General features: G+C 65.4%; 25 protein-coding genes and 1 pseudogene. 8 read left to right on the forward strand and 18 right to left on the reverse strand.

What is annotated here, in order from left to right; translation table 11 throughout:
* Positions 1–184 (forward strand): annotated as a pseudogene (locus tag VGR99_RS14105) (hypothetical protein); the annotation flags it as partial.
* Between the two features lie 116 nt (positions 185–300).
* Here VGR99_RS14105 and VGR99_RS14110 read toward each other — a convergent pair.
* Positions 301–1,551, reverse strand: a complete 1,251-nt coding sequence (locus tag VGR99_RS14110; RefSeq protein ID WP_326898991.1) for a NupC/NupG family nucleoside CNT transporter — start codon at positions 1,549–1,551, stop codon at positions 301–303.
* 160 nt (positions 1,552–1,711) lie between these two features.
* Between VGR99_RS14110 and VGR99_RS14115 the strand changes: the two genes are divergently transcribed.
* Positions 1,712–2,950, forward strand: coding sequence for an MFS transporter (locus VGR99_RS14115; RefSeq protein ID WP_326899171.1), 1,239 nt, complete (start codon positions 1,712–1,714; stop codon positions 2,948–2,950).
* A 152-nt stretch (positions 2,951–3,102) separates the two neighbouring features.
* Here the strand turns inward: VGR99_RS14115 and VGR99_RS14120 are convergent, their stop codons facing one another.
* The 7 genes from VGR99_RS14120 to VGR99_RS14150 all read right to left on the reverse strand — a co-directional run bounded on the left by VGR99_RS14120 (position 3,103) and on the right by VGR99_RS14150 (position 9,860).
* Positions 3,103–3,861 carry an SDR family oxidoreductase gene (locus tag VGR99_RS14120; protein ID WP_211403846.1) on the reverse strand — a complete coding sequence of 253 codons (759 nt, stop codon included), beginning with the start codon at positions 3,859–3,861 and terminating at the stop codon, positions 3,103–3,105.
* A 26-nt stretch (positions 3,862–3,887) separates the two neighbouring features.
* Positions 3,888–4,646 carry a proteasome-type protease gene (locus tag VGR99_RS14125; protein WP_212239299.1) on the reverse strand — a complete coding sequence of 253 codons (759 nt, stop codon included), beginning with the start codon at positions 4,644–4,646 and terminating at the stop codon, positions 3,888–3,890.
* 149 nt (positions 4,647–4,795) lie between these two features.
* Positions 4,796–5,203 carry a carboxymuconolactone decarboxylase family protein gene (locus VGR99_RS14130; RefSeq protein ID WP_326898995.1) on the reverse strand — a complete coding sequence of 136 codons (408 nt, stop codon included), beginning with the start codon at positions 5,201–5,203 and terminating at the stop codon, positions 4,796–4,798.
* Positions 5,204–5,260: 57 nt separating this feature from the next.
* The gene (locus VGR99_RS14135) at positions 5,261–6,427 is read right to left on the reverse strand and encodes a flavin-dependent monooxygenase (protein ID WP_326898996.1); all 1,167 of its coding nucleotides are present in this window, start codon (positions 6,425–6,427) and stop codon (positions 5,261–5,263) included.
* A gap of 156 nt (positions 6,428–6,583) precedes the next feature.
* Positions 6,584–7,432 (reverse strand): transglutaminase family protein, encoded by an 849-nt coding sequence (locus tag VGR99_RS14140; protein ID WP_326898997.1) that lies wholly within the window; start codon positions 7,430–7,432, stop codon positions 6,584–6,586.
* A gap of 60 nt (positions 7,433–7,492) precedes the next feature.
* Positions 7,493–8,437, reverse strand: a complete 945-nt coding sequence (locus VGR99_RS14145) for an alpha-E domain-containing protein (RefSeq protein WP_326898998.1) — start codon at positions 8,435–8,437, stop codon at positions 7,493–7,495.
* Positions 8,438–8,441: 4 nt separating this feature from the next.
* A complete protein-coding gene (locus tag VGR99_RS14150; protein ID WP_326898999.1) occupies positions 8,442–9,860 on the reverse strand; it encodes a circularly permuted type 2 ATP-grasp protein in 1,419 nt (472 codons plus the stop codon).
* A gap of 276 nt (positions 9,861–10,136) precedes the next feature.
* Here VGR99_RS14150 and VGR99_RS14155 point away from each other — a divergent pair, with 276 nt between their 5' ends.
* The 3 genes from VGR99_RS14155 to VGR99_RS14165 all read left to right on the forward strand — a co-directional run bounded on the left by VGR99_RS14155 (position 10,137) and on the right by VGR99_RS14165 (position 12,314).
* Entirely contained in the window at positions 10,137–10,874 is a 738-nt protein-coding gene (locus VGR99_RS14155; RefSeq protein WP_326899000.1) for a competence/damage-inducible protein A, read from the forward strand.
* A 126-nt stretch (positions 10,875–11,000) separates the two neighbouring features.
* Entirely contained in the window at positions 11,001–11,528 is a 528-nt protein-coding gene (gene gpt, locus VGR99_RS14160; protein ID WP_326899001.1) for a xanthine phosphoribosyltransferase, read from the forward strand.
* Positions 11,529–11,681: 153 nt separating this feature from the next.
* The gene (locus tag VGR99_RS14165; RefSeq protein ID WP_326899002.1) at positions 11,682–12,314 is read left to right on the forward strand and encodes a hypothetical protein; all 633 of its coding nucleotides are present in this window, start codon (positions 11,682–11,684) and stop codon (positions 12,312–12,314) included.
* Positions 12,315–12,326: 12 nt separating this feature from the next.
* Here the strand turns inward: VGR99_RS14165 and VGR99_RS14170 are convergent, their stop codons facing one another.
* Positions 12,327–12,557, reverse strand: a complete 231-nt coding sequence (locus VGR99_RS14170) for a hypothetical protein (RefSeq protein WP_326899004.1) — start codon at positions 12,555–12,557, stop codon at positions 12,327–12,329.
* Positions 12,557–13,579 (reverse strand): methionine synthase, encoded by a 1,023-nt coding sequence (locus tag VGR99_RS14175; protein WP_326899005.1) that lies wholly within the window; start codon positions 13,577–13,579, stop codon positions 12,557–12,559. Before VGR99_RS14175 ends, VGR99_RS14170 begins: the two co-directional genes overlap by 1 nt.
* 156 nt (positions 13,580–13,735) lie before the next feature.
* On the opposite strand from VGR99_RS14175, the gene VGR99_RS14180 reads away from it, so the two are divergent.
* From VGR99_RS14180 to VGR99_RS14190, 3 genes are all read left to right on the forward strand, one after another.
* Positions 13,736–14,437 carry a glutathione S-transferase N-terminal domain-containing protein gene (locus VGR99_RS14180; protein WP_326899006.1) on the forward strand — a complete coding sequence of 234 codons (702 nt, stop codon included), beginning with the start codon at positions 13,736–13,738 and terminating at the stop codon, positions 14,435–14,437.
* Between the two features lie 141 nt (positions 14,438–14,578).
* The gene (locus VGR99_RS14185; RefSeq protein ID WP_326899007.1) at positions 14,579–15,187 is read left to right on the forward strand and encodes a 2-hydroxychromene-2-carboxylate isomerase; all 609 of its coding nucleotides are present in this window, start codon (positions 14,579–14,581) and stop codon (positions 15,185–15,187) included.
* Positions 15,187–16,164, forward strand: coding sequence for an NADPH:quinone oxidoreductase family protein (locus VGR99_RS14190; RefSeq protein ID WP_326899008.1), 978 nt, complete (start codon positions 15,187–15,189; stop codon positions 16,162–16,164). Before VGR99_RS14185 ends, VGR99_RS14190 begins: the two co-directional genes overlap by 1 nt.
* Positions 16,165–16,303: 139 nt before the next feature.
* Here the strand turns inward: VGR99_RS14190 and VGR99_RS14195 are convergent, their stop codons facing one another.
* The 8 genes from VGR99_RS14195 to VGR99_RS14230 form a co-directional block, all read right to left on the reverse strand.
* Positions 16,304–17,194, reverse strand: coding sequence for a crotonase/enoyl-CoA hydratase family protein (locus tag VGR99_RS14195; protein ID WP_326899009.1), 891 nt, complete (start codon positions 17,192–17,194; stop codon positions 16,304–16,306).
* A gap of 179 nt (positions 17,195–17,373) precedes the next feature.
* Complete coding sequence (locus VGR99_RS14200) at positions 17,374–18,795, reverse strand: amidase (protein ID WP_326899010.1); 1,422 nt, start codon at positions 18,793–18,795, stop codon at positions 17,374–17,376.
* Positions 18,796–18,797: 2 nt separating this feature from the next.
* Entirely contained in the window at positions 18,798–19,961 is a 1,164-nt protein-coding gene (locus VGR99_RS14205) for a M20 aminoacylase family protein (protein WP_326899012.1), read from the reverse strand.
* A gap of 13 nt (positions 19,962–19,974) precedes the next feature.
* The gene (locus tag VGR99_RS14210) at positions 19,975–21,480 is read right to left on the reverse strand and encodes a M81 family metallopeptidase (protein WP_326899013.1); all 1,506 of its coding nucleotides are present in this window, start codon (positions 21,478–21,480) and stop codon (positions 19,975–19,977) included.
* 250 nt (positions 21,481–21,730) lie between these two features.
* Complete coding sequence (locus VGR99_RS14215; protein ID WP_414645121.1) at positions 21,731–23,398, reverse strand: ABC transporter ATP-binding protein; 1,668 nt, start codon at positions 23,396–23,398, stop codon at positions 21,731–21,733.
* Positions 23,398–24,285 (reverse strand): ABC transporter permease, encoded by an 888-nt coding sequence (locus VGR99_RS14220; protein WP_326899014.1) that lies wholly within the window; start codon positions 24,283–24,285, stop codon positions 23,398–23,400. Before VGR99_RS14220 ends, VGR99_RS14215 begins: the two co-directional genes overlap by 1 nt.
* Before the next feature lie 20 nt (positions 24,286–24,305).
* Positions 24,306–25,247: an ABC transporter permease gene (locus tag VGR99_RS14225; protein ID WP_326899015.1), complete on the reverse strand. Its 942-nt coding sequence runs from the start codon at positions 25,245–25,247 to the stop codon at positions 24,306–24,308.
* A 181-nt stretch (positions 25,248–25,428) separates the two neighbouring features.
* Positions 25,429–26,742, reverse strand: a complete 1,314-nt coding sequence (locus VGR99_RS14230) for a D-amino acid dehydrogenase (RefSeq protein WP_326899016.1) — start codon at positions 26,740–26,742, stop codon at positions 25,429–25,431.
* Between the last annotated feature and the right edge of the window lie 9 nt (positions 26,743–26,751).

The raw sequence follows: 26,751 nt of genomic DNA on the forward strand, positions 1-26,751 counted from the left end.
TGCGCAGCATGCCAGAAATGCCATCGGCAACTTCATCGAGGAGATATACAACAGACAACGCCTGCACTCGGCGCTGGCCTACCGGCCCCCCGCCGAGTTCGAAGAAATTTTACCGCTCTGCGGGGCTGCTGCGCAGCAGCCTCGCAGAGCGGCCCCGATCGCTCAACCTGTCCAGCCGCTCTAAGGCGGCAGACCCAACCTGTCCCCGGTTATCGTGTCTCACCATAGGGGTGCACTCCACTCTCCGCGGCGAAGCTGGTCCCGGATATCGCTGCGCTCATCCGGGCTACGGAGCCGCCGCTAACTCAACACCCCCACCACCGCGCCCATCAGACACGTCGTCAGCGTCCCCGACACGATCGACTTCAGGCCCAGCGCGTTGATCTCATCGCGCCGCTCCGGCGCCATCACGCCGAGGCCGCCGATCATGATGCCGAGGCTGGCGAAATTGGCGAAGCCGCACATCGCGTAGAGCATGATCAGGCGCGAGCGCGGATCGAGCGTATCGGGCGGCAGTTTTGAAAAGTCGACATAGGCGATCAGCTCGTTGAGCACGGTTTTGGTGCCCATCAGGCTGCCGGCCGTCACCGCCTGATCCCACGGCAATCCCATCAGCCAGCACACCGGCGCCATGACGAGGCCGAGCAGGCGCTGCAGCGAGATCGCGGCGCCGCCAACATGCGGCAACAGGCCAAGCACCGCGTTGACGAGATAGACCAGCGCCACCAGCACCAGGAGCATGGCGACGATGTTGATCAAGAGCTCGATCCCCGCGCTCGTGCCTTTCACGATCGCGTCCATCGTGCCGGACACTTCCGTCTCCGGATCTTCGAGCGTGCCTCCGGTGCGCTTGTCCGAGGTCTCCGGCACCATGATCAGGCTGACGAGGATCGCCGCCGGCGCGCCCAGCACCGAAGCGATGACGAAATGCGCGGCCGCGTCGGGAATGAGCGGCGCCAGCAGCGTTGCGTAGAGTACCAGTACGGTGCCGGCGATACCGGCCATGCCGCCGGTCATGACCAGGAACAATTCGCTGCGCGTCATCTGCGCCAGATACGGCCGCACGAACAGCGGCGCCTCGACCATGCCGAGGAAGATATTGGCCGCGGTCGACAGCCCGACCGCGCCGCCGACGCCGAGCGTCCGCTCCAGCAGCCAGGCCATGCCGCGCACGATCGGCGGCAGCACGCGCCAATAGAACAGCAGTGTGGTCAGCACGCTCATGACCAGCACGATCGGCAGCGCCTGGAACGCCAGGATGAAATCGGCGCCCGGCACCTTGAGGTCGAAGGGCAGGGTGCCACCGCCGACATAGCCGAACACGAAGGATGAGCCGGCGCGCGAGGCCGCCGAGATCGCGCCGACCGCGTCGTTGATGGCGCCGAAGGCGCGCGCCACAACGGGCACCTTCAAAAGGAGGATCGCGGTGGCGAAGGTCGCGACGAGGCCGATCGCCGCCTGGCGTAACGAGACTGCGCGGCGATTCTCCGCCAGCGCGAAGGCGATCAGCAGCAATGCGAAAACGCCGAGTGTCGATTGCAGCCGTAGCATGATGTCCCCAAAGCCCCAATGATTATGGCCGCGCGTGCGTTGCAAACGCAATGCCGGATGGCCCTGGGTGCCGCCCGCTGTTGACAAGCAGGCCCGCGTCAGCCACGCGGGGCGCGTCGATATTTTTGGGGCGAACTATCCGAGCGTGACCGAAGCGGCGATGCCAGAGCAGCCAGTATCCGTCAGTCCGCCGGTCACCGCCGGTGAGCTCCTCCGCCATCGCGCCTTCCTGTTCTTCCTGCTCTCGCGCAGCCTGTCACGCTTTTCCAGCCAGATCGCGGCGGTCGCGATCGGCTGGCAGATCTACGACCTCACCGGCTCGGCCTTCGACCTCGGCATGGTCGGGCTGGTGCAGTTCGCCCCCACGGCGCTGCTCGTCTTCGTCGCCGGCCACGCCGCCGACCGTTTTGAACGCAAGCGGGTGGTGCAGCTCTGCCAGCTCGTGGAGGCCGCGACCGCACTCTATCTTGCAATCATCACCTATCTCGGCGCGGTCAGCGAGGTGCAGATCTTCATCGCGACCTTCGTGCTCGGCATTGCCGGCGCCTTCGAGAGCCCGACCACCGCGGCGCTGCTGCCGCTGATTGCGCCGCAGGGCTCGCTCCAGCGCGCGACGGCGGTCGCGAGCGGGGCGGGGCAGGTTGCGACCATCACAGGGCCGGCGCTCGGCGGCTTTGCCTATGCGATCGCGCCGCATCTCGCCTACGCCGTGATGCTGCTGTTCTGGATTCTCGGGATGATCCTGACCGGCTTCATCCAGCCGCGCCCGCAGGCGGCCCTCAAGGAGGGGACGGATGCCGACAACATCTTTGCCGGCGTCCGCTTCATCCGCAGCAATCCGGCCATCCTCGGCACCATCTCGCTCGACCTGTTCGCCGTGCTGTTCGGCGGCGTCACGGCGCTGCTGCCGATCTATGCCCGCGACATTCTCCAGGCCGGCCCGGTCGGGCTCGGCGTGTTGCGTGCCGCGCCCGCGGTGGGCGCGCTGCTGATGACCATGGTGCTGGCGCGCCACGCCATCACGCGGCATGTCGGCCTGCGCATGTTCCAGGCGGTGATCGTGTTCGGCATTGCCACGATCGTGTTCGCGCTGTCGTCCTGGATGTGGTTGTCGGTGCTGTCGCTCGCCGTTCTCGGCGCGGCCGACACGATCAGCGTCGTGATCCGCTTCTCGCTGGTGCAGCTGTCGACGCCCGACGAGATGCGCGGCCGCGTCGGCGCGGTGAACTTCCTCTTCATCAACGCCTCGAACCAGCTCGGCCAGTTCGAGAGCGGCCTCACCGCCGCGTTGTTCGGCGCGATGCCGGCAGCCGTGCTCGGCGGCGTCTGCACGGTCGCGGTCGCGCTGCTGTGGATGAAGCTGTTTCCGAGCCTCCGGCAGGTGGAGAGCTTGGAGTAGGGCAGGTCTCGTGTCCCGGACGCGGTGCGGCACGAAGTGACGCGCCGCAGAGCCGGGACCCAGAAGGCCAAGAACGAAATCGCGGAGGCATGGGCCCCGGCTCAGCAGCGCGTCATTGCATGCCGCGCTGCGTCCGGGGCACGAGATATCGACTAGCCCCGTCCGACGAACGGCATCTTGGTGGCCATGACCGTCATGGTCAGCACGTTGGCATCGAGCGGCAGGCCGGCCATGTAGGCGACCGCATCGCCGACCGCCTTGGCGTCCATGCGCGGCTCGTGCTTGGTGGTGCCGTCGGGCTGCAGCACGCCGGGGCCGTTGACCATGCGGTCGGTCATCGGTGTGGCGGCATTGCCGATATCGACCTGGCCGACTGCGATGTCATACATGCGGCCGTCGAGGTTCGAAGCCTTGGTGAGACCGGTGATGGCGTGCTTGGTCGAGGTGTAGGCCGCCGAGAACGGACGCGGCGCGTGCGCCGAGATCGAGCCGTTGTTGATGATGCGGCCGCCGCGCGGGGTCTGGTCCTTCATGATGCGGAAGGCGTGCTGGGTGCACAGGAACGGGCCGGTGAGGTTGGTGTTCACCACGGCCTGCCACTGCTCGAGGCTGAGGTCCTCGAAGTTGACGGCGGGGGCGCCCATGCCGGCATTGTTGAACAGCACGTCGAGACGGCCATAGGTCGCCTTCACCTTGTCGAACAGCGCGGCAATGGAGTCCGGCTTGGTCATGTCGGCGGTGACGCACAGGCTCTTGCCCGCGGGGCCAAGCTTCGCGGTCTCCTCGAGCATCTCCATACGGCGCCCGACCAGCACCACGGTGAAGCCGGTGTTCATCAGCGCTAAGGACGCGGCGCGCCCGACACCGGTGCCGGCGCCCGTCACCACTGCGATCTTTTTCGCTTCACTCATCGTTTCCTGCCTTTTCTCTCAAGCTGTCAGGTTTTGGGTTCTTTTTCGTTCTTGTAGGGCGGCCGCGGAATGTTCTGATGCGCCGCGCGCAAGGCCGCCGACCAGCGCGAGCGCAGGTCGTGGAAATAGGGCTCGCCCGCCTCGATGCGGTGGTTGAGATCGGCATCGCAGGCGTCCGAGCGCACCACCAGCACGTCGATCGGCAGGCCGACGCCGAGGTTGGAGCGCATCGTCGAGTCCATCGAGATCAGGCCGGTCTTCAGTGCCTCGTAGAGCTCGACGTCGTAATGCATGGCGCGGTCGAGCACCGGCTTGCCGTATTTGTGCTCGCCGATCTGCAGGTAAGGCGTGTCGGTGGTGCACTCGATGAAATTGCCGGCGGTGTAGACCATGAACAGGCGCATCCGTGCACCTTTGATCTGGCCGCCGAACAGGAAGGAGACGTCGAAGGACACGTCCTCGGACTTCAGCGCCGGCCCCTCGGTGGCATGCACCGCCCGGATCGCCCGGCCGATGCGCTGGGCCGCCTGGAACATGGTCGGCGCGTTCATCAGCGTCTCGATCTCGCCCGTATTGGGGTCTTCCAGACCCTCGGTCAGGGTCGAGAGCACCGACTGGCTGATGGCGAGGTTGCCGGCGCTGGCGATCGCCATGATGCGGTCGCCGGGCTTGGAGAAGATGTGCAGCTTGCGGAAGGTCGAGACATTGTCGAGGCCGGCATTGGTGCGGGTATCGGCGATCATCACCAGACCGTCCCGAACCAGGATTCCGCAACAATAGGTCATTTCCAGTCCCCGAACGCGTTTGCGCGAAATTACTAGCCAATTTCGGGGGCTACTCCAACCCCCGATTCCCGGGGGCGAGACCGTCATTCCGGGGCGCGACGGAGTCGCGAACCCGGAATGACAGGTGGGCTCTGCGGCGGCGATCGACCTCAATCAGCCGCATCGGCCAGAAACGCCGCGTCGACGGGGACGCCGAGTGCGGTGACCAGCCGGTTTGTCTCCGCCGCCATGCCGACGATGGCGAGCAGCTCGCCATATTCGGCCTCGGTCATGCCCTTGGCCCGGGCGGCGGCGGTGTGGGAGTGGACGCAGTAGCTGCAGCCATGCGCGATCGACACCGCGACATAGAGCATCTCCTTGACCTTGGGATCGAGCGTGCCCGGGCCCATCACCTCCTTGAGGCTCTCCCAGGTCCGCCGCAGCGTCTTCGGATCATGCGCCAGCGCGCGCCAGAAATTGTTGATGAAGTCCGACTTCCGCACCTTGCGGATGTCCTCGAAGACGGCGCGCGCCTCGCTGGAGAGTTCATCGTCCGAAAGCAGCTTCACGGTCGCCATGATGGGGGTCCTCGCAGGGTCTGGTCTGACCCTGCGATTGTAGCACGGCTGCTGCGGTCAGCCGGCACGGTCGGCCGAACGGCGCAGGGCCAGCTTGCCGACATCGACATATTGCCGCTGCTGCGCGTGGGCGTGCTGGGCGGCGACGTGAAGATCGCGCAGGCGCCGCTGCAGCGGCGAGCTGTCGTAGACCGCGCCGCTGCCGGCCAGCGCAAAGCAGGCATCCGCGATGCCGACACAGGTCGTGGCGAGCCAGGTCGCGGAGCGGGCGCCCTCGATCACGAGGTCCTCGTCGTTCAGCGTTCCCGCCAGCGCGTGACGCCAGTGGCTGGCGGCCTGGACCTCTTGAAACGCCCGCGCGGCGGCAAGGTTGGCGGAAATCCGGCCGAGATCGTACTGGAAGGTCTCGGACTCCCGCATCGCCGTGGCCGCATATAATTGCTGCCGACCGGTGTGGGCCAGCGCGAGCAGCTCGTCGACGGTGCCTTCGGCCATCCCGACCGTGAATGCGCCGTGCATCAAGGGCAGCCATTGCCGCAGCGCCTGATAGAGCGGACCCGGCTGCTGCGGGGGCGTATCGAGATCGAAGAAATCGTCCTCGGGAACCAGCCTTTCCCGCAGCGTGACGTGGTGGCTGCCGGTGCCCTTGAGACCCGCCGCGTGCCAGGTGTCCTCGATCTCCCACTCGTACGCCGGCAGTGCAACCACACGAACTAGCGGCTTGCCTTGCGCACCGGGAACCGGCTTGCTGTTTTCGGTGACGATGCAGAACCCGCCGATCCAGTCGGCATGCGTGCAGCCGCTGGCAAACGGCCAGCGGCCCTTGACGCGATAGCCGCCGGCGACGCGCTCGGCCGTGCCGCCCGGCTGGGATGAGCCGCACATCGCCGTGTCAGGACCGTTCTTGTAAATGCGGTTGTACAGTTCCGGGCGCGATGCGGCGACGAAGAGGCTGCTGGCTCCGGCGACAACACTGATCCAGCCGATCGAGCCGTCGAGACGGGCGAGCGCCTTGATGACCTCGAGGCCATCGGGAAAATCGAGCTCCAGCCCGCCATGGCTCCGCGGCACGAACATCCGGAAGATCCCGATCGACCGCAGCCGCTCCACGATGTCGCGCGGGACGCGGCGTCCCACCTCGATCTCGGCGGCGCGTGCCGTGATCTCGGGTGCCAGATCCCGGATGCCTGCAAGCATCTCCTGGTGGGGATCGCGCAGTGGCACGGAATGCTTTTTGATTTTCTCTTGAAGCCGCATCTGTCTCAACCTCTGTTGCGGAAACGGATCGCAACGGAAATTGGACGGCGCGTGCTACGGCGCGGTTTCAGCCGGCGGCTGTCGATTACGGCTGTAACGATTGCGCCCCGAGATATCGCCAGGCTAGCTCTGCCGCTGTGATTGCGACTGCGATTGGCCGCCGCGATTGGCCTGCTCGACCTTGACCGCGACCGTCAGCGTCTCGGCGCCGCCGCCGTAGCGGGTGCCACGCACCGGGGCCGCGCCGAGATAGTCGAGCCCGATCGCGACGCGGACATGGGCGTCGGTGGTGCAGATGGAGTTGGCGGGATCGAAGCCGACCCAGCCGAGATCGGGAACATAGGCCTCTGCCCAGGCGTGGCCGGCGTCCTGATGCACGGTTCCGTCCGAGCGCAGGAAATGGCCGGAGACGAAGCGCGCCGGCACGCCGCCGCTGCGCGCGCAGGCGATGAAAATATGCGCGTAGTCTTGGCACACGCCGCGCTTGAGCGTGAACGCCTCGGCTGCCGACGTGCCGCTGTTGGTCGGGTCTTCGTCGAAGGTCATGTGATCGCTGATCTCAGTCATCAGCGTGTGCAGGAAGCCGAGGGTGTCGTTTTCGGCCTCGCTGCGCAGCTGGCGCGCGACGGCCATCATGGCAGGGTTCACGGTGGTGAGGTCGGTGGGGCGCAAAAACATCCCGGCGGGAAAGCGCTCGTCGGCGCCGCGCAGCACGCCGCCGGTGTCGTGGGTCTCGATCAGCCCCTCGGCCATGATCTTGATGTCGCCGACCGGCCCGCAGGACAGCACATGGGTGACGTTGCCGAAGGCGTCCTCATGGGTGTCGAGCTTGGTGTCTGTGGAGACGTCGATCTGCCACTCCGCCACATATTGCCCGTCATGGCTGCACGGGGTCATGCGCAGGATCTGGATCACGCTGGTCGCCGCCGGCTCGTAGCGATAGGTCGTGGTGTGCTGGATTCGCAGGCGCATGGTGTTCTGGTTCCGTCATTCCGGGTTCGCCCGTCGAGCGTCCCGGAACGACCGCATGTATCAGATCAAATACTGCTTCGTGATGATTTCGCCCAGCCTGGAATTGTCCGCGATGAATTCCTGAATGAATTCATGCACGCCATGCTGGAAAATGTCGTTCATATTGCTGTGTTCGAGCCGGTTGCGGATGCCGCGGGCGTGGCGCTGGGCCGGACCCTGGCGGCCATAGGCGACGCCGATCTGGTCGAGGTTGCGCACGAGATTGTCGTAGCAGCTCGCCAGCGAGCGCGGCAGCGTGCCGTTGAGGATCAGGAGATCCGCGACCAGCCACGGCTTCAGCGTCTCGCGGTAGACCCAGTGATAGGCCGTCAGCGCCGACACCGAGCGCAGGATCGAGCTCCACTGATAGAAGTCGAGCGGGCCGCCGACGTGCTCCTCTTCAGGGAGCAGCACGTGATACTTCACGTCGAGAATGCGGGCGGTGTTGTCGGCGCGCTCCAGATGCAGGCCGAGGCGCGAGAACCAGTAGGCGTCGTTGCGCAGCATGGTCCGGTAGGCCGAGCCGTCGAAGCGCAGCGAGGTCTCCTGCACGAAGCGCAGGAACTTTGCCAAATCCTCACGCGTCGAGGTGCCCTTGCTCCAGACCTCCTGCAACTCGATCCAGGCCGAGTTGATGGTGTCCCACATCTCGCTGGTCAGCGCCGTGCGCACCGAGCGCGAGTTCAGCCGCGCCGCCTCGATGCAGTTCCTGATCGAAGAGGGGTTGTCCGCCGAGAACGAGAGGTAGTCGACGACGTTGTGCTCGTTGGCTTCCTCATATTGTTGATAGAAGCTGGCGGCGACGCCGGCGGTGAGCAGCGCCGAGTCCCATTCGTTGGTCTTGCCGATATAGGCGGCAGGCAGCGCAGTGACGCGCAGCGTCGCATCGATGGTGCGCGCGAGATATTCGGCCCGTTCGACATAGCGGGCGAGCCAGTAGAGGTTTTCGGCGGTACGCGACAGCATCTCTCTACTCGTCCAGGATCCAGGTGTCTTTGGTGCCGCCGCCCTGGCTCGAATTCACCACGAGCGAGCCTTCCTTCAGCGCGACGCGTGTCAGTCCGCCCGGCACGATCGTCGTGCTCTTGCTGCCGGTCAGCACGAAGGGCCGCAGGTCGACATGGCGCGGCGCGAGGCCGGATGCGGTGCAGGTCGGGCAGGTCGAGAGCGCCAGCGTCGGCTGTGCGATAAAGCCTTCCGGCTCGCGCTTGAGCTTTTCGCGGAACGCTTCGATCGTGGCCTTTGTCGCGGCGGGACCGATCAGCATGCCGTAGCCGCCGGAGCCGTGAACCTCCTTGACGACGAGATCGCCGAGATTGTCCAGCACGTAAGCCAGATCCTTCGGCTCGCGGCAGCGCCAGGTCTGCACGTTCTTCAGGATCGGCTCCTCGCCGAGGTAGAACTTCACGATGTCAGGCATGTAGGAGTAGATCGCCTTGTCGTCGGCGATGCCGGTGCCGACCGCGTTGGCGAGCGTGATGTTGCCGGCCGCATAGGCCGACATCAGCCCGGGCACGCCGAGCACGGAGTCGGGGCGGAAGGTGAGGGGGTCGATGAAATCGTCATCGACGCGGCGATAGATCACGTCGACCCGTTTCAAGCCCTCGGTCGTCCGCATGAACACTTCGTTGTTCTTGATGACGAGGTCGCGGCCCTCGACCAGCTCGATGCCGAGCTTGTCGGCGAGGAAGGAATGCTCGTAATAGGCGGAGTTGTAGACGCCCGGCGTGAGCAGCGCGACCGTCGGCTCGCCGGATGCGCCGTGCGGCGCAACCGAGCGTAGCGCCGAAAGCAACTCGTCCGGATAGCGCTCGACCGGCGCCACCCTGTGGCGGGCGAACAGGTCCGGAAACAGCCGCATCATGATCTCGCGGTTTTCCAGCATGTAGGACACGCCCGACGGCGTGCGCGCATTGTCCTCCAGCACGATGAAGTCTTCGGCGTCGACCCGGACGATGTCGATGCCGGCGATGTGCACGTAGACGTCGTGCGGCACCTGCTGGCCGTTCATCTCGGGCCGGAACACCGGGTTCTGGAAGATCAGGTCGTCGGGCACGACCTCGGCGCGAAGGATGTCGCGCTCGTGATAGATGTCGCGCAGGAACATGTTCAGCGCCTTCACGCGCTGCTTCAGCCCCTTTTCCAGCACCCCCCATTCCTTGCCGGACATGATCCGCGGGATCACGTCGAACGGGATCAGGCGCTCGGTGGAGTCGGAGTCTCCATAGACCGCGAAGGTAATGCCGATGCGGCGGAAGAGGAGCTCAGCCTCCTGACGGCGATATTCGAGCGCCTCGGGAGGCGTCTCCTTGAGCCACCGCGCCAGCTCCTGGTAGGCAGGGCGAAGGTCCCCGCCGGGAATATTCATTTCATCAAACGCGACTGCCATAGATCCCGACTTGTCTCCGCAAGGCGTTGCGCCATGTGACAGGTCGCCGGCCCTGGTGAAGACCGCAACGTCCTGGCCATGCGGCAAGAGTGCATGACTTTCATGTGGTAGCAAGGGGCGGGCCAGCGCGATAAGCATGGACGGGCACGAATTACCGGGGATGGCCGGCGGCTTGCCTGAAAAAATGGCTGAGGACTGCTTATTTCCGCAGCAAAACCGCGTGACTTCAACGCGTTACCTCGGCAAAGTCGGACCGACAGGTGAGGGACTTAAGGTATGAGCGAGATCGTCACGGCGGGCATTCTGGTCATCGGGGATGAAATCCTGTCCGGCCGGACCAAGGACAAGAATATCGGCTTCATCGCCGAATACCTGACCAATATCGGCATCGACCTCAAGGAAGTCCGGGTCGTCTCCGACGACGAGGCCGACATCATTGCCGCGTTGGATGCACTGCGGAAGCGCTATACCTACGTCTTCACGACCGGCGGCATCGGGCCGACCCATGACGACATCACCGCCGACAGCGTCGCCAAGGCGTTCGGCGTCGGCATCGACCATCACCCGGAGGTGGTCGCCCGTTTCAGGGAGCGCTGGAGCGAGCAGGACCTCAACGAGGCCCGCCTGCGCATGGCCCGCATCCCCGACGGTGCCGAGCTGATCCAGAGCGCGACCATCCTCGCCCCCGGCTTCAAGATCGGCAACGTCATCGTGATGGCCGGCGTGCCCTCGATCATGCAGGCGATGATGGACATCGTCTCGCCCAAGCTGAAATCGGGCGTGCGGATGCTGTCCGAATCGGTCCGCGCCAATGCGCGCGAGGGCGACATCGGCAGCCCCTTGCGGGCGATCGCCGAGGCCCATCCCGACACCATCATCGGCAGCTATCCCTTCATGGACGAGGAGCAGAAGCCCAACACCAACCTGGTGGTGCGCTCGCGCGATGCGGATAAGCTCGCATCCGCAATGGCGGCGGTGAAGGAAATGCTGGCGGGATTGAACATCACCCGCTAAAGCGCTCGGCTCGCCGAGCCCTTTAGCTTTTTATTTGAGCATGATCTTATCGGAAAACCGCTGCACACTTTTCCGGATCATGCTTTGGCAGAGAAGCTGCCGGACGACGATTGGCAGGAGACGACAATGGCAGGTGAGGCACCGGAACTGAGCGCGCAGGAGCGGGCGGGCAAGGCCTTTCCGGTCTCGTGGGACCAGTTCCACCGCGATTGCCGGGCGCTGACCTGGCGGCTCAACGAGGTCGGTCCGTTCCACGCGGTGATCGCGATCACCCGCGGCGGGCTCGTCCCGGCTGCGATCGTGGCCCGCGAGCTCGGCGTGCGCGTGATCGATACGGTCTGCATCGCCAGCTATGACCACGACAAGCAGGGCGAGCTACAGGTCCTGAAGGGCATTTCCGAATCGGCGATGAAGCTCGGTGGCGGCACCGGCAAGGGCCTGTTGATCGTCGACGACCTCGTCGACACCGGCAAGACCGGCAAGCTGGTCCGCGACATGCTGCCGGATGCGCATTTCGCCACCGTCTACGCCAAGCCGAAGGGACGCCCGCTGGTCAATACCTTCATTACGGAAGTCTCGCAGGACACCTGGATCTTCTTCCCCTGGGACACCGCGCTGTCCTATCACCCGCCGCTGCGTGATGGGGCGGCGTAATCTTTCTTCGCCTCGCCCCGCGTGCGGGGAGAGGCCGCGCCGAAGGCGCGGGTGAGGGGGGCTCTCCGAGAGTCCAATTCTCACCGACCTTGCGGAGGCTCCCCCTCATCCCGACCTTCTCCCCGCACGCGGGGAGAAGGAGAAGAGGCCACCATGCCCCTGCAAAACCGCGTCATGCCGACCGGCGAGATCATCGCCACCCCGCATCGCGGGATGTTCACCGGCAATCGCGGCATCATCCATGATCCCGCGACGCAGACTCTTCTGAAGAAGCGCTGGTCGTCGCCGGCCTGGCTCACCTGCACCTGCGAATTCCGCGGTCGCCGCCGCGAGGTGATGGCGCAGCAAAGCTGGACCGAGCTGTTCTTTCTCGACGAGGCCACCGCGCTCGCCGCCGGCCATCGTCCCTGCTTCTACTGCCGCCGCGACGACGCCAATCGCTTCCGCGCCGCATGGGAGAAAGGCAACCGCGTGCACGACGTCCGCATGCACGACATCGACACGGTGCTGCACCACGAGCGGCTCGACCACGGCAGGAAACGGCTGCATGTGCTGCTGGTGCCGCTCGACCAGCTCCCTGACGGCGCGATGGTGCAGCAGGGTGAAGAGAGCTTTTTGGTGATGCAGGGCAGGGCGCTGCTGTGGTCGCCGGCGGGATATGCCGCAGTGGAGCATCTTCCGAGCGAAGCCGCGTTGCTGACGCCGCCATCGACGCTGCGCACGATGAATGCTGGCTATCAGGCCACCCTGCATCCCAGCGCGCACCTTGCGGGGGAGGGAACATAGCGCGACGCGTGGCTACTTCAGCGGCCGCCCTTGCTCGTCCACCGTTGTCCGCGCATCGCGTAAGGCCCATTCGCGGATGATCTGGCGGCAGCGGGTCAGCTCGGCCTCGCTGGCGCTGCCGGCTTCCTTCTCCGCACGCTCTACCAAGGCCTTGCAATTGAGCAGCACGGAGCGATCCTCCGCGCGCGCAAAGGTGGTCGCCGCAAGTGTTGCGGCGATGAGTGCCGTCCGGACCACCACCATCAGCCCAGCTTCTCGCGCGCCAGCGCTGCACCGGCGCCGAGCGCCATCAGCTTGGCTTCGGCGATCTCGCGCCGCATCGGCGCCATGCCGCAATTGGTGGTGGCGATGATGTTGCTCTTCGGCACGAACTTCGACACGGCGTCGATCACCTGCACGACGTCCTCGGCGGTCTCCACCGTATCGCTGGCGACGTCGATCACGCCGGCCTGCACGACCTTGTTCTTGAGCAGCGCGAGCAGGTCGAGCGGGACCTTGGAATTGCGGCACTCGATCGCGACCTGCCGGATCGGGCTGGCGTCGATCGCCGGAAAGATCTGCTCGTACTGCCGCCACTGGCTGCCTAACGTCTCCTTCCAGTCGGTGTTGGCCTTGATGCCGTAGCCGTAGCAGATGTGGACCGCGGTGGTGCAGGTCAGCCCTTGTGCCGCGCGCTCCAGCGCCTTGATGCCCCAGTCGTTGACCTCGTCCATGTAGACGTTGAAGGCGGGCTCGTCGAACTGCACGAGATCGACGCCGTCGGCCTGCAACGCCTTGGCTTCCTCGTTGAGCAGCTCGGCGAAGGCGAAGGCCATCTTGACGCGGTCGCCATAGTAGCGGTCGGCGATGGTGTCGATGATGGTCATCGGGCCAGGCAGGGTGAATTTCAGCTTCTTCTTCGTGTGCGCGCGCGCCGCTTGCGCTTCAAAGGCGTGGACGCGGCCCTTGAGCCGGAGCGGCGCGACCACCTGCGGCACCATCGCCTTGTAGCGGTCCTTGCGGATGCCCATCTCGACCTTGTGGGCGAAATCGATGCCCTCGATCTTCTCCAGAAAACCGTGCACGAAATGCTGGCGGGCCTGCTCGCCCTCGGTGAGGATGTCGATGCCGGCGTCTTCCTGGATCTTCAGCCAGATCAGCGTCGCGTCGCGCTTGGCGCGGAGAAGCTCATCGCCTTCCGACTTCCAGGGCGCCCAGAGCATGTTGGGCTCGGCGAGCCATTCCGGCTTCGGCAAGGAGCCGGCGATCGTGGTTGGAAACAGCATGGCGGCCCTCCCGGCAGGTTGTGTTGCGCCCCTTCCTGCCATGTCTTAACGTCAAGGTACAGAACAACAAAAGTCGCTTTCTATTCCAGCGGCGATGACAGGGAAGGCCCAAAGAAAGGGCCAAGGAAGACCCAAGGAAAGGCCAGAGGAAGCGGCATGATCGATCTTTATTACGCGCCGACGCCGAACGGCTGGAAAATCTCGATCATGCTGGAGGAACTCGGGCTTCCCTATACGGTGAAGCCCGTCAACATCCGAGCCGGCGAGCAGTTCACCCCCGAGTTTCTCGAGATCTCGCCGAACAACCGGATTCCTGCGATCGTCGATCATGAGCCCGCCGATCGCGGCGCGCCATTCTCGGCGTTCGAGACCGGCGCGATCCTGATCTATCTGGCGGAGAAGGCCGGCCGCTTCCTCCCCGCTGATTTGCGCGGCCGCTCCACCACCATTCAATGGGTGATGTGGCAGATGGCGGGGCTTGGGCCGATGCTCGGCCAGCACGGTCATTTCGCGCTCTATGCGGCGGAAAAGATTCCCTATGCGATCGAGCGCTACCGCGACGAGGCGGCGCGGCTCTATGGCGTGCTCGACCGGCAGCTCGCCAGGACCGGCGCCTATGTCGCCGGCGACTACTCCATCGCCGACATCGCCTGCTTCCCCTGGACCATGACCCACAAGGCGCAGGGCTTTACGCTCGACGACTATCCGAACGTGAAACGCTGGTACGCCGAGGTGCGCGCCCGGCCGCAGGTGCAGGCGGGGCTTGCGATCGGAAAATTCGTGAAAGAGCCGTTCGACGAGGAATCACGCAAGATCATGTTCGGCCAGCGTGCGAAGGAAGTTTTGGGAAAGAACTAGGCCTCCGCTCTCTCCGCGTCATTGCGAGCGAAGCGAAGCAATCCAGACTGTTTCCGCGGGAAGACTCTGGATTGCTTCGTCGCTCCGCTCCTCGCAATGACGAGGGAGAGAACAACGCAAACAAGCCACAAGGAAAACGCCATGATCGAATTCTTCTTCGACTGCTCCAGCCCCTGGACCTATCTCGCCTTCCACAACATCCAGCCGCTGGCAAAGGAGCTCGGGGCCGAGATCGCCTGGCGGCCGATCCTGGTCGGCGGCATCTTCAACACCGTCAATCCCAGTGTCTACGCGCAACGTGAAAAACCGGTGCCGTTGAAGGCGCGCTACATGAAGAAGGATCTGCAGGACTGGGCGAGTTCGGCCGGCCTTGCGATCAAGATGCCGCCGACGGTATTTCCGGTGAACAGCGTGAAGGCGATGCGCGGCTGCATCTGGCTCGGGAAAGACATGGTGCCGTTCGCGACCGCCGTGTTCGAGGCCTATTGGGGGAGCGACAAGGACATCTCGCAGGATGCGGTGCTGGCCGAGATCTGCAAGAAGATAGGCGTTGACGAGCAGAAGTTCTTCGCGGGCATTTCGGAGCAGGGGATCAAGGATCAGCTCAAGACCAACACCGAAGAGGTCGTCGCCCGCGGCGGGTTCGGCTCGCCGACCATTTTCGTCAATAAGACCGACATGTATTTCGGCAATGACCGCCTGCCACTGATCCGCGAGGCGCTGCTGCGCAGCAAGGCGAGCGCGGCCTGATGGTGCGGGCTGTCGTCTGCCGCGCGCTCGGCGCGCCGGAAACGCTGCGGCTGGAAGAATTTCCGCCGCGCGCCCTGAAGCCGGGCGAGGTGCGCGTCGCGATCCGCGCCGCTGGCTTGAACTTTCCCGACGTGCTGATGGCCGCCGGAGAATACCAGCTCAAGCCCGAGCTGCCGTTCACGCCCGGCATGGAGGCCGCCGGCGACGTCACCGAGGTTGGCGCGGAGGCGAGGGGCGTTGCCGTCGGCGACAAGGTCATCGTCAAGATGCGCCATGGCGCCTTCACCGACGAGGCTGTCGTGACGCCGGCGCAGCTCACGCGGATGCCATCCACCTTCGACTATGCGGAGGCTGCGACCTATCTCGCCGGCCACGGCACCGCCTATCACGCGCTGATCGATCGTGGCCGGGTCGAGCCCGGCGAAGTGCTGCTCGTGCATGGCGCCGGCGGCGGCGTCGGCCTTGCTGCGGTGGAGATCGGCAAGATGCTCGGCGCGACCGTGATCGCGACGGCGTCCAGCGACGAGAAGCTTGCGATCGCGAAATCGCGCGGCGCGGATCATCTCGTGCGCTACGACCGCGAGCCGTTCCGCGATGCCGTCAAGCGCATCACCGACGGCCGCGGCGCCGACGTCGTGTTCGATCCCGTCGGCGGCGAGGTGTTCGAGAATTCGATGCGCTGCATCGCCTGGGGCGCGCGGCTGCTGGTGATCGGTTTTACCGGCGGCATCGGTTCGGCCAAGACCAATCTGCTGCTGATCAAGGGCGCGAGCGTGCTCGGCGTACGTGCGGGAGAAGCGGTTCGGAAAAATCCGGCGCTGGGCGAGGTGCGCCTGAGGGCGCTGCTGCAATGGGCGGAGGAGGGCAAGCTGCGCCCCAACATCTCGCACCGCCTGCCGCTGGAGGATTACGCCAAGGCGATGCGGCTGTTGCTCGACCGCAAGGCGATCGGGCGGGTAGCGCTGGTGATGGAGTGACTTCTATCGTCGTCATTCCGGGGCGCCCGAAGGGCGAACTCTGGTGCGCAGTTGCGCACCGGAGAATCTCGAGATCCTCAGGTGCGCAACTGCGCACCATAGTTTGATGCTTCGCATCGCCCCGGGATGACGCTTCGCGTCACTTGTATTCCCGCTCCGTCCACCACGGGAAATAGTCCGGCATATCGCTCGATACCTTGTTCTTGAACTGCGCCGGACGCTTCTCCAGGAACGACACCACGCCTTCCTTGACGTCGTCGGAGCGGCCGCGCGCGTAGATGCCGCGGCTGTCGACCTTGTGGGCTTCCATCGGATCGTCCGCGCCCATCATGCGCCACATCATCTGGCGGATCAGCGCCACCGACACCGGCGCGGTCTTCGCCGCGAATTCCTTGGCGAGCGCGCGGGCGGTCGGCAAGAGATCATCCGGCGCCACGACCTTGCTGACGAGACGGCCGGCAAGCGCCTCCTGGGCCGGGAAGACGCGGCCCGAATAGCACCATTCCAGCGCCTGCGAGATGCCGACGATGCGGGGCAGGAACCAGCTCGACGCCGCCTCCGGCACGATGCCGCGCTGGGAGAATACGAAGCCGAAGCGCGCAGCGTCCGAGGCAATGCGGATGTCCATCGCGAGCTGCATGGTGACACCGATGCCGACCGCGGGACCGTTGATCGCGGCAATCACAGGCTTCAGGCATTTGAAGATGCGCAAGGTGACCTGGCCGCCGCCGTCGCGCACCTGCGGATCGCCGTAGTCGACCTTGCCGTCGGCGAAGCGTTTCACCGGCCCGCGCCGTGCGTCGCGATCGAACGTGTCGGCGCCCGACGACAGGTCGGCTCCGGCGCAAAAGCCGCGGCCGGCACCGGTGACGATGATGGCGCGGACATTGTCGTCCTTGTCGGCGGCGTCGAACGCGTCGATCAGCTCGGCCTGCATCTGCGCGTTGAAGGCGTTGAGCTTGTCGGGCCGGTTCAGCGTGATGGTGAGGATCTGCTCGGCGACCTCGTATTTGATCGTCTCATACGCCATGGTGGTTTCCTTCCTTGTTTCTTTGTCGGTCTCTCTAGCACGTCATTCCGGTGCGCGCGAAGCGCGAGCTCCGCTGCGCAATTGCGCACCTGAGAATCCATCTCTCCGCACCAGTAGTGCCGAGGAAGGGATTCCGGGCTTGCGCCAAGAGGGCGCAACCCGGAATGACGAGAGTGTACTTAGTGTGCCGGCGGGCGCGGCCAGGGAAGCTGCGCGCCGCGCAGGCCCTCAAATGCCTTGGCCATGCCGAGCACGCCGATGTCGTCGAAGCGGCGGCCGACGATCTGCACGCCGATCGGAAAGCCCTTGGCATCGAAGCCGCCGTTGATGGAGACGGCCGGGTTCTCCGACATATTCCACGGCACGGTATAGGCGATGTGCTCGAACGGCTTCATGGGGTCGTTGGTCGGCGAGGCCCATTCGGCGGGATAGTTGACGTTCGGCGCGGTCGGCGAGATCACGTAGTCGAGCTCGCAGAACAGCTTCGACGCGGCCGCGCGGATCGCCATGGTCTGGTTGAACCCGCGAATGACCTCCACGCCCGAGAGTTTTGCGCCGGACTCGCCCCATTTGAAGATATAGGGCAGAACCTTTGCCTGTTCGGCCGGCGTCAGCTTCGACAGATCGTCCCACATCCGCGCGCGCCAGAAATTGTCGAGGCCGTCGAGCATTTCACGCGTCAGGATGCCGTCGACCTCGGTCACGACGCTACCTGCGGATTCGAACGCCTTCGCAGCCTTCACCGCGACCTCGCGCACCGGCTTCTCCAGCGCCAGGCCGCAGCCGGGATCGAGCATCAGACCGATGCGCAGTTTTCGCGGGGACTTTTCCAATCCCTTCCAGTTGAGCGGCTCGGCGGGCAGGCTCATGCCGTCGCGCCGGTCGGGCTTTGCGATCGCGCTCATCATCAGCGCGCAATCGTCGACCGTGCGGGTCATGGGGCCGGCGACGCGGCCGACATAGGTGGGGTCGATCGGCACGCGGCCGAAGCTCGGCTTCAGGCCGACAAGGCCGCACCAGCCCGCGGGCAGGCGCACCGAGCCGCCGATGTCGGTGCCGAGATGCAAGGGGCCGTAGCCCGCCGCGGCGGCGGCGCCGGCGCCCGCGCTGGAGCCGCCGGGATTCTTCGAGAGGTCCCAGGGATTGCGCGCCAACGCGTGGAAGGAGGAGAGCCCGGACGACAGCATGCCGTAATCGGGCATGGTCGTTTTTGCGAAGATGACCGCGCCGGCCTCGCGCAGCCGCGCGGCGGGCGGGGCGTCCTTCTCGGCCGGCACCAGCTTGACGCTGGCAGCGCCCAGCGGCACCGGCACGCCCTTGGTCGCGATGTTGTCCTTCACCGTGACAGGCACGCCGTCGAGCGCGCCTGACGGCTCGCCTCCGGACCAGCGCGCAGTCGAGGCCTTGGCCGCCTCGCGCGCGCTGTCGGGATCGAATGCATAGAGCGCCTTGAGGTGAGGTTCCCACGCAGCGACATGCGCAAGCACGTCCTCCAGCACCTCGCTCGGCGAGAATTGCTTGGCGCGATAGCCCGCGATCAGATCGACCGCGGACAGATCGTGCAACGAGGTGACCGCCTCTTCGACGCTCTTTTTATGCATCGCTAACCCACCGGCATGCGCGTTTCGATGATCCGCGCAAACATGCTGGCGCCGATCGGCAGGATCTTGTCGTCGAGCACGAAGCCGGGATTGTGCACGGGCACCGAGCCGTCGTGGCCGACCCAGAAATAGGCGCCGGGAATGGTCTCCAGCATGTCAGCGAAGTCTTCGCTGCCCATCTTCGGCTGGGTGCGGGTGATCACCTTGGCGGGATCGACGATGGTGCGTGCGACGTCCTCGACCACCTTGGACTGCTCGACCTGGTTGACCAGCACGTTGAAGGTGTCGCGGATGTCGACGTCGATCGCGCACTGGTAGGCGCTCGCGATGCCGGCGCAGATGGTGCGGATGCGTTCGGCGACCAGGGTGCGGACCTCTTTCGAGAAGGTGCGGATGGTGCCGCAAAGATGCGCGTCGCCGGGAATGACGTTGTAGGCGGAGCCCGCATGGATCTGCGTGATCGAGATAACGGCGGCCTGCAACGGCTCGACGTTGCGGCTGACGATGGTCTGGATCGCTTGCGCCAGCGTGGTCGCGATGATCACCGCGTCCTTGGAGCGCTCGGGCATCGCGCCATGCGCGCCGTAGCCGGTGATGCGCAGGTCGAAGAAGTCGGCGCTGGCCATGGCCGGGCCGGGCAGGATCGCGATCTCGCCGTGGTTGAGGTCGGGCGCATTGTGCAGGCCGTAGAGCTCGTCGCACGGAAACTTCTCGAACAGGCCGTCCTTGATCATCGCGCGGGCGCCGCCGAGGCCTTCCTCGGCCGGCTGGAAGATCAGGTGCACGGTGCCGTCGAAGTTCTTGGTTTCCGCGAGGTAGCGCGCGGTGCCGAGCAGCATGGTGGTGTGGCCGTCATGTCCGCAGCCGTGGAAGCGGCCGGGAATCTTCGAGCTCCATTTCAGATTGGTGTTCTCTTCCATCGGCAGCGCGTCCATGTCGGCGCGCAGGCCGATGCGCTTGTCGCCCGAACCCTTGCCCTTGATGACGCCGATCACGCCGGTGCCGCCGAGACCACGATGCACCTCGATGCCCCAGCTCTTCAGCTTGTCGGCGACGATGCCGGAGGTGCGCACTTCCTCGAAGCCGATCTCGGGATGGGCGTGGAGATCGCGGCGGATGGCGGTGAGTTCGTCGGCGTAGCCGTCGATGCGGTCGATGGTGGGCATGTGTCCTGTCCGGTTAGCGTGAAGGGGGATTGAAAACGGGGCCGTTCGGCTTGATGCGGATGCCCGGCCGCAGGCGCGTCCAGGGCAGGGAGGCAGTGTCCGCCGGCATCGCGCCGGGGGCGGCGCAGATCATCAGCTTTTCCGCGATCGGCTCGAAATCGGCGCGGAAGTGCACTGAGCTCTTGTTGACCAGGATCTTCTCTTGCGTCGGCTCGATGCCGACATAGCGGTACATCGCCTGGTCGGCGAGCTGCGCCTTGTGCGAGGAGACGACGACGCGGACGTCGCCGATGCGCAAGGCCGCGGAGGGGCCCATCTCCATCTCGCGGCCGCCATAATAGGGGCCCGGTGCGATGAAGCGGCCGTCGGAGAGCTTTTCGACAACGAAGGACTCGGTATAGGGCTCGTCGCCGGGAATGCCGGACTTGCCGCCGAGCGACAGCGTGACGGTGGCGCCGACGCCGGCCGCGTGCGCAGCCTTGGCGGACTCGGGATCGTAGATCGCGCCCGTTGCGGCACTCGCCTTGTTGCGCACCAGCGCGCGCAGCATGCCGGTCGTGTCGGAATCGCCGCCGGCGCCGGGATTGTCCTGGGTGTCGGCGATGATGATCGGCTTGCTCGCGCCCTTCGAGAGCTCCATGGCGTGGCGCACGCCATCGTCGGGCGTCCAGATCTTGCCGTCGAAATCGTCCTCGTGGCTTTCGATCAGCTTGACGATCGCATCCGCCGCACGGTCGGCGTCCTCTTGCGTCTTGCCATAGGCGAACACGCTCGGCCCGCAATCGCGGAAGTCGGCGGCGGGAAATCCCGGCGCGAAGGACAGCGTGGGCACCGCATCGTTCTCCAGCGCGGCGAGCTTTTCGTAGATGCCCTTGGTGGGAAAGTCATTGGTGCATTGCCAGCTGATCGCGATCAGGAACGGCAATTGGCGGAACGACTTTGCGAAGCGCTGCTTGGTCTTCAGGAGGAGGGCAAGATGCTTCGCCGAGGCGCGGCCGGTGTCGGCCATATCGACATGCGGATAGGTGCGGTAGGCGATCAGCGCGTCCGCGTGTTCCATCATCGCGGGCGTGACGTTGGCGTGCAGGTCGAGGCTCGCGACCAGCGGAACATCCTTGCCGATGACGCGGCGCACGCGCGCCAGGATCTCGCCTTCGCCGTCGTCGAGATGCTCGGTCACCATCGCGCCGTGGAGGTCAAGATAGACCGCGTCGATCGGGCCGGCGGCGGCGATGCCGTCCACCATCACCTTCACGATGCGCTCGAAGGCGTCCTTGGTGACATGCGCCGAGGGGCTTGCACCGCACGCAATGGTCGGAACCAGTTCCCAGCCATTGGCTTCGGCGCTGTCGACGAAACCGGCGAGGCCCACATTGATGCGGCGCATCACCTTCAGGACGTCGGCACCTACAGTCATCGCCGGCCAGCCGCCGCCATGCTGGAAGTCCGCGAAAGTCGCCTTCGTCGGGGCGAAGGTGTTGGTCTCGTGCAGGAAGCCGCCGACGGCGATACGTGTCATCAATTCAGGTCCAGTCGATCAAGAGAGCGCGACGTTAGCCTTGGCCTTGAGGAGAGAGCAAGGCGGGAAGCAATCGCGCCGTGCATGGCCTCAAGCCGTTTTGGGAATGCTGGCCGCAACCACCGTCATTGCGAGCCAACGGGTCCGCGCGAAGCGCGGCCCGATGACAGGCTCCGCGAAGCAATCCAGACTGTTTCCGCGGAGGGACTCTGGATTGCTTCGCTACGCTCGCAATGACGAGGGGACAAGCCTACGCATTGGCCGCCACGCCTTCCGACACCGGCCGGAAGTTCGCGAAGTCCCAGTTGCGCCCCGGTGCCGCATCCAGCAGCGCCTTGGTGTAGGCCTGCTGCGGATGCGTCAGCACTTCGGCGGCCGGGCCCTGTTCGACCACACGGCCGTGCTGCATCACCACGACCTCGTCGCAGATTTGCGCTGCGACGCGCAAATCGTGGGTGATGAACAGGATGGCGATGCCGAGCCGCCGCTGGATCTCGTCGAGCAGTTCCAGCACCTGCGCCTGCACGGAGACGTCGAGCGCGGAGACCGCTTCGTCCGCGACCAGCACGTCGGGATCGAGCGCGAGCGCGCGCGCAATGGCGATGCGCTGGCGCTGGCCGCCGGAGAACTGGTGCGGATAGCGCGACACCGCATCGGCGGGCAGGCCGACCAGCTCGAGCAGTTCGCGCGCCCGCTTCATCGCATCGGCATGCGAGGTGCCGTAATTGACCGGGCCTTCCGCGATGCTCTCGCCGACGGTGATGCGCGGGTTGAGCGAGCGGTAGGGATCCTGGAACACGATCTGGATCTTCTGCCGGTGAGGCTGCAGCAGGCGGCGCGAGATGTCGGAGATCTCGCGGCCGGCAAGCCGCACGCCGCCGGAGGTCGGATCGATCAGCCGCACGATGCAGCGCGCCACCGTCGACTTGCCCGAGCCGCTTTCGCCGACGATGCCGAGCGTGCGGCCCTTGCGCAGCGTCAGGGTCACCTTGTCGGCGGCAACGACCTCGCGGCCTTTGCCGAAGAATGCGCGTTCCTTGTAGACCTTGCTGAGGTCGTTGGCCTCGAGCACCACAGGCTCGCGGCTCTCCTCGCGCGGCGGCCGCGGCACCAGGCTCGGCACCGAGGCGAGCAGGTTGCGGGTGTATTCCATGGTCGGATTGCGCAGCACGGTCTCGAGCGGACCGGTCTCGACCAGGCGGCCCTGACGCATCACCGCGACGCGGTCGGCGATCTCCGCGACCACGCCCATGTCGTGGGTGATGAACAGCACCGCGGTGCCGTGATCGCGCTGGAGCTCGCGGATCAGGGACAGGATCTGCTTCTGGGTGGTGACGTCGAGCGCGGTGGTCGGCTCATCCGCAATCAGCAGCTTCGGCTCCAGCACCAGCGCCATCGCGATCATGATGCGCTGGCGCTGGCCGCCGGAGAGGCGGTGCGGGTAGGAGGCGAAGATGCGCTCGACCTGGGGCAGGTGGACCTGCTCCATCATGTCGAGGATGCGCCTCTTGCGCGCCTTGCCATCGAGGTCGGTGTGAGCGCGCAGCACCTCGTCGATCTGGCGGCCGACCGGCACGACCGGATTGAGCGCGGTCATCGGCTCCTGGAAGATCATCGCCATCTTGGTCGCGCGCAACTGGCGCAGGCGGCGGTCGGTCGCGGTGAGGATCTCTTCGCCGACGAGCCTTACGCTGCCGCTGGTCGGAACCAGCGTGCCCTTCGGCAGCAGGCCCATGGTGGTGAGCGAGGTCACCGACTTGCCCGAGCCGCTTTCGCCGACGAGGCACAGCGTCTCGCCTTCGCGGACCTGGATCGAGATGCCGTCGATGATCTTCGGTCCGCCCGGCTTCTTGCCGACGGAGACGACGAGGTTGTTGATGTCGAGAACGATGTCTTTGGTCATCACTTGATCAGCCATTATTTGCCTTCCCGCTGCTTCATGCGGGGATCGAGAGCGTCGCGGGCGGCGTCGCCGATCAGATTGATGCTGAGGATGGCGATCGAGAGCAGCAGGCCCGGCCAGAAGATCAGCGTCGGCTTGAGCTGAAAATACTGGCGGCCTTCGGCCATGATGTTGCCCCAGGTCGGCGTCTCCGGCGAGATGCCGGCGCCGAGGAAGGACAGGATCGCCTCGGTGAGGATCGCCGACGCACAGACATAGGTGCCCTGGACGATCAGCGGCGCGATCGTGTTCGGCATCAGATGCCGCCACATGATTTTCGGCAGCGACGAGCCGACCGAGATCGCGGCCTCGACATAGGGCTCCTCGCGTGCGGACAGCACGACCGAGCGCACCAGGCGCGCCACGCGCGGAATTTCCGGGATGGTGATCGCGACCATCACGGTCCAGATGCTGGCGCCGGACAGGGACACCACCGCGATCGCGAGCAGGATGCTCGGCATCGCCATCAGGCCGTCCATGACGCGCATCAGGATGGAATCGACCAGCTTGAAGAAGCCGGAGACGAGGCCGATCGCAAGTCCGATCGCGATCGCGAGGATCGCCGAACCGATGCCGATCAGCAGCGAGATGCGGCCGCCATAGATTACGCGTGACAACAGGTCGCGACCATAAGCGTCGGTGCCGAGCAGGAACTGCGCCGAGGCGGGCTTGAGCCGCTGCGACGGCGCAAGCTGGATCGGATCATGCGGCGCGATCAGCGGCGCCAGGATCGAGATCAGCACGATCAGCACGAGCAGGATCGTGGCCGCCGCGATGATCGGCGTCGAGGTGAGGAAGCCGAAACGCGGCCGCAGCGGTGCCGTGATCGGAATGGATGACTGGGGGAGGCTATCGACCGACATTGTTGTTCTTATCCTTGGCCCTAGTACCGGATCCGGGGATCGAGCAGCGTGTAGGCGACGTCGATCAGGAGGTTGACGACGACATAGATCAGCGAGGTCAGCAGGATCATCGCCTGGATCACCGGATAGTCGCGCGCCAGCACCGCATCGACGGTGAGGCGGCCGATGCCGGGGATGTTGAACACGCTCTCGGTGACGACGACGCCGGAGATCAGCAGCGCAAAGCCGGTGCCGATTACGGTGATCACGGGCACGGCGGCGTTGCGCAGCGCGTGCCGCATCATCACCGCGACCTCGTTGATGCCCTTCGCGCGCGCCGTGCGCACGTAGTCTTCGCCGAGCACGTCGAGCATCGCCGCGCGCGTCATGCGCGCGATCAGCGCGATGTAGATGAAGGACAGCGCGCAGGTCGGCAGGATGATGCGCTCGAAGAACGGTCCAAAGCCGTTGAAGATGCTGCGGAAGCCCTGCACCGGCACCCAGCGCAGGTCGATCGCGAAAATCTCGATCAGGATGTAGCCGACCACGAACACCGGCACCGAGAAGCCGAGCACGGACAGACCCATCACGAAACGGTCGATCCAGGTGCCGTGCTTCCACGCCGCGATGACTCCGAGCGGCACCGCGACGATGACGGCGAGGATGATGGTCGAGAGTGCGATCGAGATCGACGGCTCGACGCGCTGGCCGATCATCTTGATGACCGGCAAATTGGAGATCAGCGAGGTCCCGAGATCGCCGTGCAGGAGCTTGTTCACCCAGGTGATGAACTGCACGATCAGCGGCTCGTTGAGACCGAGCGATTCACGGATGCGCTCGAGCCGTTCCGGCGTCGCGTTGTCGCCGGCGAGGATCGCGGCGGGATCGCCCGGCGTCAGCCGCAGCAACAGGAACACGAACAGCGCGACGACGCCCATCACGGGCACCGCGGCCAGAACGCGGCGAATGAGATAACCTAGCATGCACCTATCTCCGGCTGCGGAATGTGTGGGGGCTCGAGGCGCCCGTGGAATCTGTCGTGTCTATCATGCGCGCCTGCCATTCGGACGGGAAGAGCGGCCGGAGAAGCCGTCCTTGCGGGGCAAATTGTGTGCCAAGGGCAGGGCGGGAGCAAGGGGCCGCCCCGCGCTGGATCGAGACCACTCAGGATGCATGACGCAGCTCGCGCTCAACCCCAAGTTCAACCCCAAGTGAGGGCACGGCGGGCGGCGCATTGAGCCCGCGCCAGCCGTCGATGGTTCCGGCGATCATCTGCGCGGTTGCGGCCGACAGGGTCCAGCCGAGATGACCGTGGCCTGTGTTGAAGAAGACACCCGGCATCCGGCCTGCGCGCACCACCGGCATCATGTTCGGCATCATCGGTCGCAGTCCGGCCCAGGGCACGACCCGCGACGTCTCGACGGACGGGAAGTTGCTGCGCACCCAGTCGACCAGCGGCTGCACGCGATCGGCGCGGATGTCGCGGTTGAAGTCGTTGAATTCGGCGGTGCCGGCGACACGAAAACGATCGGCGCCGAGCCGGCTGGTGACGATCTTGGCGGCTTCGTCGAGCAGGCTGACGGTCGGCGTCGCGTTGCGGCTCTCGGCGCTGTCGAGCTGCACGGTGATCGAATAGCCCTTCACCGGATAGACGTTGATGCGATCGTCGAGGAGCGCTGCGAAGTGACGGCTGGCCACGCCGGCGCAGACCACGACGCCATCCGCCTTCAGCATGCCGCGCGCGGATGGGGCAGCATCGCTTGCCGAAAGATCGGCCCAGCCGATGACGAAGCCGCCGCCGGCCTGGGCAATCGAATCGATGTTGGCTTCGTGGATGAAGCTCGCGCCGCGGCGCTTGCAGGCCTCCGCGAGCCCGCGGGTAAACTTGTGGATATCGCCGGTCGCATCCGACGGCGTGTAGAAGCCGCCAAAGTAATCCTTGCGCAGCGCCGGCTCGATGGTGCGGATTTCCTCCGGCGTCACCGGGCGGCGGTCGAGGCCGCCTTCCTGCAACAGCGCGTTGACGCACAGGCCGGATTCAAATCCCTTCTTGTCGTGATAGATGTGGAGGATGCCGCGGCGTTCGAGATCGAAATCGATGCCTTCACGCTCCGCGATCTCGAACAGGTACTTGCGGGCTTCGATCGCGAGCCGCGTGGTCTCGACCGTGTTGGCGCGGTAGTTGCCGATGTTGGCGACGAACTCGCTCATCCACGAATATTTGTGCCAGTTCGGCCGCGGGTTCATCAGCAGCGGCGCATCGCGCCGGAACATCCAGCGCAGGCCCTTCAGGATCGTCGCGGTGCTGTTCCACACTTCGGCATTGCTGGCGGAGAGCTGTCCGCCATTGGCGAAGGAGGTCTCCATCGCGGCATAGCGGTGCTTGTCGAGCACCGTCACTTTGTAGCCGCGTTCGAGCAGGGCATAGGCGGTCGTCACGCCGGTGATACCGGCGCCGATGATGGCGATATGGGTCATGGCAGGTTC

Source organism: Bradyrhizobium sp. (assembly GCF_035935975.1).
Taxonomy (GTDB): Bacteria; Pseudomonadota; Alphaproteobacteria; order Rhizobiales; family Xanthobacteraceae; genus Bradyrhizobium.